The organism is Streptomyces sp. NPDC020299 (genome assembly GCF_044387825.1).
Taxonomy (GTDB): domain Bacteria; phylum Actinomycetota; class Actinomycetes; order Streptomycetales; family Streptomycetaceae; genus Streptomyces.
The window spans coordinates 377,738-391,110 of the sequence record NZ_JBIRWL010000007.1; the positions used below are offsets into that span (position 1 = coordinate 377,738).

General features: G+C 72.6%; 15 protein-coding genes. 8 read left to right on the forward strand and 7 right to left on the reverse strand.

Features of this window, described 5'->3' with window-relative positions:
- Positions 1-54 precede the first annotated feature (54 nt).
- On the forward strand, positions 55-639 hold the full coding sequence (locus ACH45E_RS20730; RefSeq protein WP_361443629.1) for a hypothetical protein: 585 nt from the start codon (positions 55-57) through the stop codon (positions 637-639).
- Between the two features lie 29 nt (positions 640-668).
- On the opposite strand, the gene ACH45E_RS20735 is transcribed toward ACH45E_RS20730, so the two are convergent.
- From ACH45E_RS20735 to ACH45E_RS20755, 5 genes are all read right to left on the reverse strand, one after another.
- On the reverse strand, positions 669-1,043 hold the full coding sequence (locus ACH45E_RS20735; RefSeq protein ID WP_361443632.1) for a hypothetical protein: 375 nt from the start codon (positions 1,041-1,043) through the stop codon (positions 669-671).
- A 16-nt stretch (positions 1,044-1,059) separates the two neighbouring features.
- Entirely contained in the window at positions 1,060-1,572 is a 513-nt protein-coding gene (locus tag ACH45E_RS20740; RefSeq protein WP_361443635.1) for a roadblock/LC7 domain-containing protein, read from the reverse strand.
- Between the two features lie 31 nt (positions 1,573-1,603).
- A complete protein-coding gene (locus tag ACH45E_RS20745) occupies positions 1,604-2,422 on the reverse strand; it encodes a transcriptional regulator (protein WP_361443638.1) in 819 nt (272 codons plus the stop codon).
- Entirely contained in the window at positions 2,419-2,811 is a 393-nt protein-coding gene (locus ACH45E_RS20750) for a hypothetical protein (protein WP_361443640.1), read from the reverse strand. Before ACH45E_RS20750 ends, ACH45E_RS20745 begins: the two co-directional genes overlap by 4 nt.
- 171 nt (positions 2,812-2,982) lie before the next feature.
- Positions 2,983-4,356 carry a diaminopimelate decarboxylase gene (locus ACH45E_RS20755; protein ID WP_361443643.1) on the reverse strand — a complete coding sequence of 458 codons (1,374 nt, stop codon included), beginning with the start codon at positions 4,354-4,356 and terminating at the stop codon, positions 2,983-2,985.
- Positions 4,357-4,508: 152 nt separating this feature from the next.
- Between ACH45E_RS20755 and hutU the strand changes: the two genes are divergently transcribed.
- The 7 genes from hutU to ACH45E_RS20790 all read left to right on the forward strand — a co-directional run bounded on the left by hutU (position 4,509) and on the right by ACH45E_RS20790 (position 11,260).
- Entirely contained in the window at positions 4,509-6,173 is a 1,665-nt protein-coding gene (hutU, locus tag ACH45E_RS20760) for a urocanate hydratase (protein ID WP_361443646.1), read from the forward strand.
- Positions 6,170-7,387: an allantoate amidohydrolase gene (locus tag ACH45E_RS20765; protein ID WP_361443649.1), complete on the forward strand. Its 1,218-nt coding sequence runs from the start codon at positions 6,170-6,172 to the stop codon at positions 7,385-7,387. The genes hutU and ACH45E_RS20765 overlap by 4 nt, the downstream gene beginning before the upstream one ends.
- The gene (locus tag ACH45E_RS20770; protein ID WP_361443652.1) at positions 7,384-8,733 is read left to right on the forward strand and encodes a formimidoylglutamate deiminase; all 1,350 of its coding nucleotides are present in this window, start codon (positions 7,384-7,386) and stop codon (positions 8,731-8,733) included. Before ACH45E_RS20765 ends, ACH45E_RS20770 begins: the two co-directional genes overlap by 4 nt.
- Before the next feature lie 47 nt (positions 8,734-8,780).
- Entirely contained in the window at positions 8,781-9,956 is a 1,176-nt protein-coding gene (hutI, locus tag ACH45E_RS20775; RefSeq protein WP_361443655.1) for an imidazolonepropionase, read from the forward strand.
- Between the two features lie 312 nt (positions 9,957-10,268).
- On the forward strand, positions 10,269-10,460 hold the full coding sequence (locus tag ACH45E_RS20780) for a hypothetical protein (RefSeq protein ID WP_361443658.1): 192 nt from the start codon (positions 10,269-10,271) through the stop codon (positions 10,458-10,460).
- A complete protein-coding gene (locus tag ACH45E_RS20785; RefSeq protein ID WP_361443661.1) occupies positions 10,457-10,828 on the forward strand; it encodes a hypothetical protein in 372 nt (123 codons plus the stop codon). The genes ACH45E_RS20780 and ACH45E_RS20785 overlap by 4 nt, the downstream gene beginning before the upstream one ends.
- 219 nt (positions 10,829-11,047) lie before the next feature.
- Positions 11,048-11,260, forward strand: a complete 213-nt coding sequence (locus tag ACH45E_RS20790; RefSeq protein ID WP_361443664.1) for a DUF4287 domain-containing protein — start codon at positions 11,048-11,050, stop codon at positions 11,258-11,260.
- 6 nt (positions 11,261-11,266) lie between these two features.
- Here ACH45E_RS20790 and ACH45E_RS20795 read toward each other — a convergent pair whose 3' ends face one another.
- Positions 11,267-11,632 carry a DUF6234 family protein gene (locus ACH45E_RS20795; protein WP_361443667.1) on the reverse strand — a complete coding sequence of 122 codons (366 nt, stop codon included), beginning with the start codon at positions 11,630-11,632 and terminating at the stop codon, positions 11,267-11,269.
- Between the two features lie 161 nt (positions 11,633-11,793).
- Positions 11,794-13,329 (reverse strand): RICIN domain-containing protein, encoded by a 1,536-nt coding sequence (locus tag ACH45E_RS20800; protein ID WP_361443670.1) that lies wholly within the window; start codon positions 13,327-13,329, stop codon positions 11,794-11,796.
- Positions 13,330-13,373 lie beyond the last annotated feature (44 nt).

Consider the following 13,373-nt stretch of genomic DNA (forward strand, 5'->3'; position numbering starts at 1 on the left):
TAGCGTCCCGGCATACGGACGGACTGGGCCGGGAGCGGCGAGGAGGCTGCGGACATGGCGCGTGGAGGACAGGGACTGGCCCGGGTGGCCGTCGTCGTACGGGCGGGGGCCGCGCCGCTGTGGTGGCTCGGGGTGTTCGCGGCGGGCATCGGGGTGCTGCCGCCGGGGGTGACCGGGCGCCGGATCGGGGTTCTCGCGGGGGCCGCGCTGTTCCTCGTCGCCACCGCCGCGGTGGCCCTGGCAGGCCGTGGGCGGTACGCCGGTCTCGCCCGCGGGGTGGCCCGCGCGGGCAAGCACGATGTGCTGCAGGACCGCGCGGTGACCGTGCGCGCCTGGCGCCGGGGTCACCGCTGGGGGCTGCTGCTGGCCTTCCTCGTCGCGCTGGGCAGCGCCTTCGTGGTGCCCTCGGCGGGCGGGCTGCTGCTGGCCGGGGCCGGCACCGGGCTCAGGCTCAAGGCGGCCTGGCTCGGGCGGCGCGAGCGGGCCCTGGACGAGCTGTTGTGGGTGCGTGTCGACTGGCTCGGCAAGCGCGGCGGCCGTCCCGCGGGCAAGGCCGTCAAGGCCTACCGCGGTACGGGCATCGCGGCCGGCGACGCGGCCCCGGGCGGGGCCCGCCGCCGCACCGCGGCGCTCGTCTGACCGCCGCTCGGGCCGCGCTCGGGCCTCGCTCAGACCTCCAGTTCCTCCTCGATCTTCTTCAGCTGGTGCCGGGCCATGGCCAGGTTGGCCCGGTTCGCGTCGAGCACCAGGTAGAGGAACAGGCCGTTGCCTCCGCGCCCCTTGAGCAGCCGGATCAGGTGGTACGCGTTGGTCAGGGTGATCAGGATGTCCTCGATCTCGCCCTTCAGGCCGAGGTGCTCCATGGTGCGCATCTTGGCCCGGATCACATCGGTGTTCCCGGCGGCGGCGACGTTGAGGTCGAAGCCCTTGCTGCCGCCCATCGTGCCCAGCGCCATTCCGCTGGTGTAGTCGACGAGCGCGACGCCGGTGGCACCCTCGATGGAGGCGAGGCATTCCTTCAGTGCGGTCTCGGTGTTGGCCATGGTGTGTGGTGTCCTTTCAACTGTCGGTTGCGGTGCGCGCGTCGGTGGCCGCGGCACGTGGTGTACGGGTAGGTCTGAGAGTTCGTGCGGTGGTGGTCCGGCTGGGCGGCCGGGCGGGCTGGGCGGCCTCGGCGGCCTTGGCCGCCGCCTCCGCCGCGTCGACCAGCTCCCCGATCCGGGCGCCCGCGCGGCGGCCCTCCAGGTGCAGCCGGCCGACGTTGACGCGGTCCTGGGCGAGCAGGGTCAGGACCGCGGTGCGGCCGGCCGCGTAGGTGGCGATGTAGCCGCGCTCGCCGCGGACCAGCAGTTCCCGGAAGTCGCCCTGTCCGGTGGCGTCGGCGACCCGTACGGCGACGCCGAGCGCCGCCGCGGTGAGCGCCGCCAGGCCCTCCGGGTCGACGCCGGGGGTGTCCTCGGCGACGACGAGACCGTCGACGCCGGCCGCCAGGGCGCCGGTGAGCTGGGGGACGCGGCTGCGGAGTCGCCGTAGTTCGTCCAGGATCGCGTGGATCTCTGGCTCGGCCGCCATCAGATGTCTCCTCTCGGCGGGTCGGTGCCGTTCAAAGGGCCTCCAGCGCATCCCTGAGCCTCTTCAGCAGCGCGATGTCGGGGTCGGTGACCGGGGGTGGGGGTGGTGGATGAGGCGGTGGGGCCGACACGGCCGGGTCCGGCGCGATCAGGCCCGCCGCCGCCAGCCGCCGTACGTCCATCAGGGTGTGGAAGGCCGGCCGGCCCAGCTCCAGCGCTATGCCCGCCGCCGTACGGTGACCGTTCACCCGGGTCAGCACCGCCCGCTGGCGGGGTGTGACCTGCGGGGCCGAGAGCGGGTCGGCGCGGATCAGCGGGGCGCTGTCGGTCGCCGGGTCCGGCCATACGCGGTGCAGCAGCAGGCGGCGGCGCAGGGTCTCCCGCTCCAGCACGGTGACCGGTATGGGGTGCAGGGTGACCGGGGCGGTCACCGGCCCGTACCGGAAGTGTCCCGGGGTGCTGCTCGGTGCCAGGGCGAAGTACCCGGCGTCGAACACCGCGCCCAGGTGGCACAGTTCCAGCGCGCCCGCCGCCAGCCGTCCGGCGACGAGCAGCAGACGGGCGGCGCCGGGCGCGTCGCCGGCTTGTTCCGCGGCCTGCCGCCAGGCGGCAGGCTCCAGCGTGCCGTGGGCCGTGAGGAGCAGGCCGAGACCCGGGGCAAGGGGACTCTCGGCGTGCACCACCCGGCCCTCGGCGAGGTGCAGCGAGCCGTGCTCGCGGACGAGGACACCGGTGGCCCGTTCCTCGGCGAGCCGGGTCAGCATCGGCGAGAGAGCGGCGCGGCCCCCCTCCCCTTCGGCTCTTCTGTCCCGCACGGGCAGGGGCGGCGGAGGTGTTCTGACCATGGTCATCCCAGCACCAGCCCGGCGGCCATCTCACCGAGCCGGATCCGCGCGAGGGCCAGATTGCCGTCCGCGCGGGCCAGCCACAGGTGCAGCAGCACGGTGCTGTCGAACGACGTGTCCACGAACCGCAGCAGGTGGTAGCTGTCCCGGTTGCTGATGATCAGGTCCTCGACCGGCGGATGCTCGTCCTCGGTGTCCCCGATGGCGGCGAACGCCCCGTGCTCGGCGGCCAGCCGGGCCAGTTCGGCCGCCTCGGCCGCGGTCGTCTCGTGGTCACCGCCGGGGGAGTCCCCGACCGTGCCCAGGGCCAGCCCGCTCGTCCAGTCCACCAGCGCCGCGCCCCGGGCACCGGGCAGACGCATCGCTTCCAGTAGGCACTCGTCGATTCCGGGCACCGTTGGGCTCCCCTCCCGCCTGGGACTCCGGCTGAGTGACGCAGACACTACGCAACGTGTGCGTGGCAGGTGAGCCTTCTGGCATTTTCCAGTGGAACATGCGTCCGGGCGACTAATGTGGGTCAACTTGCCCTGATGTCAGCCCACTTGATCTAGTGAACGACGCGTGCGTCAACGGCGCCCGGATGCGCCGAAGGTGGTGAGGGCTGTGACGTGCGCCCCTCCGGACTCGGCCACGATCTCGTCGGGCGTCTGCGGTTCGCGCACCGTCGCGAACGCAACGCCTCCCGACCCGTCCGGAGCGAAGCCGTAAATGCCGGGCCGTGGAAGGGAGTTGTAGGTGTAGTGGTGCGCGAAGTAGTAGGCGCCGGTGTCCAGCGCCGCCGCGTGGTCGCCCTGCTCCAGCAGCGGCAGGGCGCGCCCCTGGGCGAGCAGGTCGCCCGAGAAACAGGCCGGCCCCGCCACGTCCTGCACCACCTCGGGCCCCGTCTTCGGCCGCCCCTTCGCGTCGTACGCGGCGATCCTGAGCGGCCACGCCCCCGGCACGTACACCGTCCGCGCCGCCACCTGCACGCCCGCGTGCGTCACCGCCACCCGCCGCCCGCCCGCGCTCTTGGCGTACTCCACCCGGGCCAGCACCGTCCCGTGCTTGGCCAGCAGGGACCGCCCGAACTCCGTCACCAGCCCGTACCGCCCGTCGAACAGCCCCGGCACGTCCTCGCTCAGCAGCCGGGCGTACTGCGCGTACGTCGGTGTCGTCGCGTCGGAGCCGAAGTTCACCGGCAGCCCGCCGCCGATGTCGAGCGTGTCCACCTGCCGCCGCCCCGCGCGCGCGTTGATCTCCTCGGCGAGCCCGTACGCCTCGGCCACCCCCTGTGCCATCAGCGACAGCGGGATGCCCTGCGAGCCGGTGTGCGCGTGCAGCCGGGTCAGCCACGGCCGGTCCAGATACGCCCGCACGACCCACTCCCGGGCCCCCTCGTCGCGCAGCGCCACCCCGAACTTCGAGGTCTCGGTCGCCGTCGAGGTCGCCTCGATCGAGCCCCCGCCGATCTGCGGATTGACCCGGATCCCCAGCGGGGAGCGGCTGGGCGCGGCCCCCACCAGGGCGTCGATGCGCGCCAGCTCCTGCGGGTTGTCCGCGTTGACCGCGATCCCGAGCCCCAGCGCCTCCCGCAGTTCCTCGGGCGTCTTGGCGGGCGAGTCCAGCACGATCCGCTCCGGCGGCACCCCGGCCGCCCGCGCCAGGGCCAGCTCGCCCGGGCTCGCCACCTCCGCCCCGATCCCCGCCTCGTCCAGCAGCCGCAGCACCGGCACCAGCGGGGTCGCCTTCACCGCGAAGGCGTGCAGTACGGGCGCACCCGGCGCCAGCACCTCCTCGAACGCCGCGCGCAGCGCGGCCGCCGACTCCCGGATGCCGATGACGTCCAGCAGCCCCACCACGGGCGTCCCGGGGCCGAGCAGGCCCTGCTCCACGGCGGCCCGCACCGCCTCGTCACGCCGGGCCGCGCGGCCTTCCTCCGTGCTGTCGGCGCCCTGCCGCATGGTTTCCCCCGCTTTCGTCGGTGTGCGTACCTGTTCCTCCGGTACTTCCAGCCATACACCTTTGCGACACCGACTTGGCGCACCGATGTATTGACTAGCTCTATTCAGACGTCCATGATTTGAATAGACGTAGTAACAGGAGGAGGCAGACGATGTCGGGACCCCGCCCCGTACGAGCCCCGCGCGGTACGGAACTGAGCGCCCTGGGCTGGCAGCAGGAAGCCGCCCTGCGCATGCTCCAGAACAACCTCGACCCCGAGGTCGCCGAGCACCCCGACAAGCTCGTCGTCTACGGCGGCACCGGCAAGGCGGCCCGTGACTGGCGCTCCTTCGACGCGATGGTGCGGACGCTGAAGGGGCTGAAGCAGGACGAGACCATGCTCGTCCAGTCCGGTCGGCCGGTCGGCGTGATGCAGACCCACGAGTGGGCGCCGCGCGTCCTCATCGCCAACTCCAACCTCGTCGGCGACTGGGCCAACTGGGAGGAGTTCCGCCGCCTGGAGGCCCTCGGCCTGACCATGTACGGCCAGATGACCGCCGGCTCCTGGATCTACATCGGCACCCAGGGCATCCTCCAGGGCACCTACGAGACCTTCGCAGCCGTCGCCGCGAAGAAGTTCAACGGCACCCTCGCCGGGACGATCACGTTGACGGCCGGCCTCGGCGGCATGGGCGGCGCCCAGCCCCTCGCCGTCACCATGAACGACGGCGTCGCCATCTGCATCGACTGCGACCCCCGCGCCATCGAACGCCGCATCGAGCACCGCTACCTCGACGTCAAGGCCGACTCCCTCGACCACGCCCTCCAGCTGGCCACCGAGGCCCGCGACGCCCGCCGCCCGCTCTCCATCGGCGTGCTCGGCAACGCGGCGGAACTGGTCCCGCAGCTGCTGGCGATGAACGCCCCGATCGACATCGTCACCGACCAGACCTCGGCCCACGACCCGCTGGCCTACCTGCCGCTCGGCGTCGCCTTCGAGGACATGGGTGACGCCGCCGACAAGGACCCGGCCGGCTTCACCACCCGCGCGCGCGAGTCGATGGCCAAGCACGTCGAGGCCATGGTCGGCTTCCAGGACGCCGGCGCCGAGGTCTTCGACTACGGCAACTCCATCCGCGGCGAGGCCCAACTCGCCGGATACGACCGCGCCTTCGCCTTCCCCGGATTCGTCCCCGCCTACATCCGCCCCCTTTTCTGCGAGGGCAAGGGCCCCTTCCGCTGGGCCGCCCTGTCCGGCGACCCCGCCGACATCGCCAAGACCGACAAGGCGATCCTCGACCTCTTCCCCGAGAACGAATCCCTGGCCCGCTGGATCAAGATGGCCGGCGAGCGCGTCCACTTCCAGGGCCTGCCCGCCCGCATCTGCTGGCTCGGCTACGGCGAGCGTGACAAGGCCGGCGAGCGCTTCAACGACATGGTGGCCTCCGGCGAGCTGGCGGCCCCCCTGGCCATCGGCCGCGACCACCTCGACTGCGGGTCCGTCGCCTCCCCGTACCGCGAGACCGAGGCCATGCTCGACGGCTCCGACGCGATCGCCGACTGGCCGCTGCTGAACGCCATGGTCAACGTGGCCTCCGGGGCGTCCTGGGTGTCCATCCACCACGGTGGCGGGGTCGGCATGGGGCGGTCCATCCATGCCGGGCAGGTGACCGTCGCCGACGGTACGAAGCTCGGCGGGGAGAAGATCCGCCGGGTGCTGACGAACGACCCGGGCATGGGTGTCATCCGGCACGTGGACGCGGGGTACGACATCGCGGAGTCCGTCGCCGAGGAGCGCGGGGTGCGGGTGCCGATGCGCGAGGGTGACCAGGCGTGACCTTTCACAGCATGTGGGCGGAGCTGCTGCCGATCGGCCGTAGCTCCGCCTCCGGCGGATACCGCCGCTACGCCTGGTCCGGGGCCGACGTCGACTGCCGGGCCTGGTTCAAGGAGCAGGCCGAGGCGCGCGGGCTGGCGTACGAGGTCGACCGGAACGGCAACCAGTGGGCGTGGCTGGGGGACCCGGCCGCCGGGGACGCGGTGGTCACCGGGTCGCATCTGGACTCCGTGCCGGACGGCGGGGCCTTCGACGGGCCCCTCGGGGTCGTGTCCTCCTTCGCCGCCCTCGACGAGCTGCGCGGGAGGGCAGCGCGGCTCGAGAAACCCCTGGCCATCGTCAACTTCGGCGACGAGGAGGGCGCCCGGTTCGGGCTTGCCTGTGTCGGGTCACGGCTCACCGCCGGGCAGCTCACCGTCGAGCAGGCGCACCGGCTGACCGACGGCGACGGCGTCACGCTGCCGCGGGCCATGGAGACCGCCGGATACGACCCCGACGCCATCGGACCGGACCCGGAGCGGCTCGCCCGGATCGGCGCCTTCGTCGAACTGCACGTCGAACAGGGCCGCGCGCTGGACCTGTCCGGCGACCGGGTCGGCATCGCCAGCGCCATCTGGCCGCACGGCCGCTGGCGCTTCGACTTCCGGGGCGAGGCCAACCACGCCGGCACCACCCGGCTCGTGGACCGCCGCGACCCCATGCTGTCGTACGCCGAGACCGTGCTCGCCGCCCGCCGGGAGGCCGAACTCGCCGGTGCGGTCGCCACCTTCGGCAAGATCGCGGTGGAGCCGAACGGGGTCAACGCCATCCCCTCCCTGGTGCGCGGCTGGCTCGACTCCCGCGCCGCCGACCAGGAGACCCTCGACACGGTGGTCACCGGCGTGGAGAAGGCCGCGCGCGAGTACGCCGTCGCGCACGGCGTCGACCTCGACGTCGTCCGTGAGTCCTTCACGCCGGTCGTCGAGTTCGACCACGCCCTGCGGGACGAACTCGCCCGCATCCTGGGCCGCGACACCCACCTGCGGGTACCCGTGCTGGGCACCGGCGCCGGACACGACGCCGGAATCCTCTCCGGGAGCATTCCGACCGCCATGCTGTTCGTACGCAACCCCACCGGCGTCTCGCACTCCCCGGCCGAGTTCGCCGCCGAGGACGACTGCGTGGCCGGGGTGACCGCGCTCGCCGACGTACTGGAAGGGCTGGCCCGCACGTGACGACGACTGAGCCGACGCGGACGTACTGGCTGGAGCACGCCTGGCTCGACACCCATGTCGAGCCAGGCGTGCTGCTGGAGGTGGCCGACGGCCGGATCACGGCCGTCCGCACGGAGACCCCCGCCCCGCCGCCGGGCGCCGAGACCCTCCGGGGCCTGACCCTGCCGGGCCTGGCCAACGCCCACAGCCACGCCTTCCACCGCGCCCTGCGCGGCACCGTCCAGGTCGGCTCGGGCACCTTCTGGACCTGGCGCGAGGTGATGTACTCCTTCGCGGACCGGCTGACGCCGGAGACGTACCACGCCCTGGCCCGAGCCGTGTACGCCGAGATGGCGCTGGCGGGTGTCACGGCGGTCGGCGAGTTCCACTACGTGCACCACGCCCCCGGCGGCACCCCGTACGCCGACCCGAACGCGATGGGCGAGGCCCTGATCGAGGCCGCCGCCGAAGCCGGTATCCGCATCACCCTCCTGGACACCGCCTACCTTTCCTCCGGCTTCGGAGAGCCCCCCAACACCCATCAGGCCCGCTTCTCCGACGGGACCGCCGAGGCCTGGGCCGAACGCTGTTCAGTTCTCAAGGAGCGGGATCACGCGCGGATCGGGGCGGCGATCCACTCCGTACGGGCCGTGCCCGCACGCCAGTTGGCGACGGTGGTGCGGTGGGCCGAGGAGCGGCGGGCCCCGCTCCATGTGCACCTGTCCGAGCAGACCGCCGAGAACGACGCCTGCCTGGCCGCGCACGGGTGCACGCCCACCCGGCTGCTCGCCGACCACGGCGTCCTCGGCCCGCGCACCACCGGCGTGCACAACACCCACCTCACCGACGAGGACATCGCCCTGATCGGCGGCTCACGCACCGGCACCTGCATGTGCCCGACGACGGAACGCGACCTCGCGGACGGCATCGGCCCCGCCACGGCCCTCCAGCGCGCCGGCTCCCCGCTCTCCCTCGGCTCCGACAGCCACGCCGTCATCGACCTGCTCGAGGAGGCGCGCGCGATGGAGCTGAACGAGCGGCTGCGCACCCGCGTACGGGGCCACTGGACGGCCGCGGCGCTGCTGCGCGCGGCTTCGGCGGACGGTCACGCCGCCCTCGGCTGGGACGGCGCGGGCACCATCGAGGCCGGGGCGCTCGCCGACCTCACCACGATCTCCCTCGACTCGGTCAGGACAGCCGGGCCGCTGCCCAGACTGGGCGCCGAGACGGCCGTATTCGCCGCGACAGCAGCGGACGTACGGCACACGATCGTCGCGGGGCGCCATGTCGTACGGGACGGCGCCCACGCCCTCGTACCGGACGTGCCGTCGGCACTGGCGGACGCGATCGAAGCCCTGCGCGGCTGAGGCCGCGGCCGAGCGGACGCCGCACCCCCACCACCCATGAGGACGTCATGAGCAGCAGCACCGTCATCACCAACATCGCCACGCTGGTCACCAACGACCCCTCCCTCGGTGACTGTTCTCCCCTCGGTCTGATCCAGGACGCGGCCGTCGTCATCGACGGCGACCGCGTCGCGTGGACCGGTGAATCAAGGAAAGCACCCGCCACTGACAATCGGGTCGACGCCGGCGGCCGGGCGGTCCTCCCGGGCTTCGTGGACTCCCACTCCCACCTGGTCTTCGCGGGCGACCGCACGGCGGAGTTCAACGCCCGTATGTCCGGCCGCGCCTACAGCGCGGGCGGCATCCGCACGACCGTCGCGGCGACGCGGGCGGCGACGGACGAGGAGCTGGAGGCCAACCTCACCCGCTACCTCGCCGAGGCCCTGCGTCAGGGCACGACCACGTTCGAGACGAAGTCGGGCTACGGCCTGACGGTCGAGGACGAGTCCCGCGCCCTGCGCATCGCGTCCGCGCACACCGACGAGGTCACCTACCTCGGCGCGCACATCGTCTCCCCCGACTATGCCGACGACCCGGCCGCCTACGTGGCCCTCGTCACCGGCGAGATGCTCGACGCCTGCGCCCCGCACGCCCGCTGGATCGACGTCTTCTGCGAGAAGGGCGCCTTCGACGGCGACCAGGCCCGCGCGATCCTCACGGCCGGCAAGGCGAAGGGGCTGCACCCCCGCATCCACGCGAACCAGCTCTCGTACGGCCCCGGCGTCCAACTCGCCGTCGAACTCGACGCGGCCAGCGCCGACCACTGCACCCACCTCACCGACGCGGACGTCGACGCCCTGGCGAGCGGCCGCACGGTCGCCACTCTGCTCCCCGGCGCCGAGTTCTCCACCCGAGCGGAGTGGCCGAACGCCCGCCGCCTCCTGGACGCGGGCGTGACGGTGGCCCTGTCGACCGACTGCAACCCGGGTTCGTCCTTCACCTCCTCGGTCCCCTTCTGCATCGCGCTGGCGGTACGGGACATGGGCATGACCCCGGACGAGGCCGTGTGGTCGGCGACAGCGGGTGGCGCGGCGGCCCTGCGCCGCTCCGACATCGGCCGCCTCACCCCCGGCGCGCACGCCGACCTGACCCTGCTGGACGCCCCGAGCCATGTACACCTGGCGTACCGGCCGGGGGTGCCGCTGGTCAGCGGGGTGTGGCGGAGGGGCGTGCGGGTGGTCTGACCCGCGCCGGGGAAGCGGGCACGATTGGCGGATATGGGCCACGCCCGCGCTTGGTGACCTGGGTGTTTGTCGGGTGCTCGTGGCCCATACCTGCCCATCACGCCAGTGGTGGTGACTGATGGGGCTGCCGAGCCCTCGGGGGATCGGTCAGCCGGTGCCGGACCGGCCCGACTTACCCGATCGTGTGATCCAGCACCAAGATCGTCCGACAGGAGCGGTATTCGGCTGCATTCTCGAGATATGGGTGACACCACGATCAAGATCAGCGAATCGATAAGAGACCGCCTTCGCGCGCTGGCTGAAGAGCGTGGCATGAGCACGCGTGCATACGTGGAGCGCGTTGTCGCCGCGATGCCCACCGAGGGGGAGCGGGCCGAGCGGACGGCGCGGGCCGTGGCCTACGTGCGTACTCACCTGCGAGAGGACTTCACCGAGGACGACGTACGGGACGCGCAGGAGTGGCGGGCGGCGATCGTTGCCAGGCAAGCGGGGAGTCGCAGGTGATCATTCTGGACCACACGGCGGTTCTCGCACTCTGCCGTAGTCACCGGCTGCTCTCGGGGCTCGCGGTCGTGGAGGTCGACGATCCGGCCCTCCGCGCCCAGGTGCCCGCTCTGTGCCCGGTCGCCGCCAGTCTTGAGCGCCAAGGCGTGGCAGCTCATGTCGGAGCCTTGCCCGGCCTGGAGTTCCTCCCGCTCGACTTCGCCGGTGCGGCCGCGGTCGAGCAGGTCGTGTCCGCGGGGCTGGACTGGCCCTTCGGGCACGCCGTGTACGCCGCCGCGTCGGACACCGTGGAGGGGCAGGTGCTGACGGCGACGCCCGAGGCCTATGACGGTACGGGCGTTTGGGTGGTGGACATCGGTAAACCATGAAGCCCGGGAGTCCGGCGGCGGGCGACTTCTCCGAGACCGGATCACGGACATCAGCGTCTTCGGCGACACCGAGCGCCTGTTTCCGCTGTTCGGCCTGCCCGCTCACATCAACGCATAGGTAAGTGTGACGCAGCACACTTTCGGCGGCCGACGACATGAGCCGCGTCCACCGGTCATACCTGCGACAACACCGCCTCGGACAGACGGGACACCGCCGACATGACTGACGCCGCCAAGGGCCCTGCCAGCTACTTCCCCTCCATCGAGAAGAAGTACGGTCGCCCGATCGCGGAGTGGAAGGACCTCATCCGCACCTCGCCGCTGACCAAGCACATGGAGCTGGTGAACTGGCTCAAGTCCGAGCACGGGTTGGGCCACGGCCACGCCAACGCCCTTGTCGCACACACTCTCGCTGAGGCTCACGGCAAGTAGGCGCGCCTAGCCACTGCACCCCGACGCCGTCGGTATGTCACGGCACAACGTGTCCTGGTGGGACTGCGCCGCGGCCCCGCCGAAGAGGATGACGCCGATCAGGGCCGCCATGATGCCCTGGGACACGACGGTCACGACGGCTCCGGCCCGGGCGGCGGCCAAGTACCCCCATAACGAGTCGGTGTGCACCGTCTTGGCGGGGTCGAGGTTGAACCCGGACAGGAACCAGAGCCCGAAGATCACCACCAGGGCGATCAGCTCCAGGAGCACCAGACCACACCCGGCTCCGATGTCGGCGCCGCGGTCGGCATGGTGGCGGCGATGAGGGCCTGTCGTGGCGTCGAAGGCCGGCGGGGCTACGGGCAGGTTCATATCCGCCACGTTGCCTGCGCGGGGGAGGCGGGCGCATGAGTACGGCTACTCAACTCAAGCTGAACCGGCCCGACTTCAGGCCGCGTATGAGGTGGTCCAGCGGGGCGGCCGTCGCTTTCCCTTCCCCGAGCCGCGCGAGTTGTGGACGGGTCCTGACGCGGTTACCTCGCCCCCGCCCTCCAGCGTTGCGCCGTACTCCCCGTGAGCGGCTCGAAAGACAGATTTCCGCCGCTGTCCGGGGTGAGCGCCGTCTCGATCGCGATCGCCGGGCGGATCGCCCCGTCGGTGTCCACCGTGAAGCGCAGGTTGGTGCCGTGGTCGCCGTCGACCGAGGCGCAGTGCCAGACGCCGACGCCCCTGTCGACGGAGCCGCGGCTGTCGAGGCAGAAGTCGGGGTCGGCGGAGGACTGTACGACGCCGCGGGCGGTGTCGACCCGCCAACGCTGGCTGGGCGACGAGGTACAGGGGACGGTGACGACGTCCGTGCCGTCGTCGAAGTCGCCGGCGACCTCCAGGCAGCGGCCCGAGACGGTGTTCACGATCTGGGCGTAGGTGCCGTTCGGGGCGTGAGCCGTGGGAGTGGGGGTCGGGGTCGGGGAGTGCTCGGTCGGGCTTGGGCTGGGGCTTCTCGTGGGGGTGGGGGGTCTCGATGTCGCGGATGGGGACGGGGACGGGGGTGGCGAGATCGTCGCCGTCACCGTGACCTGCGGCGCGGGTGTGGGGGTGGCCGCCGCGCCTGCCGGTTCGTCGTCCGGGTCGGCGTTCGAGGGGAGCAGGAGGAGCATGAGCGGGACCAGGGCGATGCCGAGGGCGGCGGAGGCGAGCAGGTAGCGGCGGGGGGAGGGGCGCCGGGTTGCCGGAGCAGGGGCGGTACCGACCCGCTCCCCGTCCTGGCGGGGCGGGTACGCCGTACCCGCCCACGGCAGCAGGCCCTCCGTCAGGGCCGCGCGCGGTGCGTCCCGTAGGGCGGTCAGGTCCTCGTGGGCGGCCGTGCAGTGGGGGCACTGAGCCATGTGGGTGAGCAGGTCGGCGCTGCGGCGAGGAGTGTCCGGCCGGGTCGACTCCTCGATCAGGCGGCGGAAGTCGGCGCAGCGCGGGTCGTCGGAGGCGGCCAGGCGGGAGCGGAGGCAGGCCTGGGCCATGGACTGGAGCGCCTGCGGGGTGCCGTACGTCACGTCCAGCGGGGTGAGGCCCAGGAGCGCGGCCGTGCGGTCGGGGGGTTCGCCGTCCACGACGGCGTACCAGAGCAGGCCCTGGGTGCGGGCGGGCAGGGTGTGGAAGGCCGGGAGGAGGGGTGGCACGGGCTCCTCGGGGGCGCCCGAGGTGTTCAGGACGTTCAGGACCAGGAGCAGGGCGGGGTCCAGGGCCGCGGACCGGTCGTCCCGGGCCCAGACGGCGGCCAGGCGGGCGGTCAGCAGGAGGAGGTGGTGGCGGAGGGGTACGACGGGTTCGATTCCGCGTGCCGTCTCCCGGGCCACCGTCGTGAACGTCTGCGCGGCCAGTTGCCCGGCGGCCGACTCACTCGCGGCGCAGAGCCGGGCGTAGCCGAGGACCGACGGGCGGTGACGGCGGCGCAGCTCGTGCAGCGCCGCGTACGCGGTGGCGGTGTCGGCACGCAGCAGTTCGGTCAGCCGCGCGTCCGGCACGCCGGAACAGGGGACCGCCTCCGCCTCCTCGGAGTCCGAGTCCTGAGCCATCCTCGCGCCTCCCTCGTACTCCGTGCGGCCGTCCGTGGTCGGCC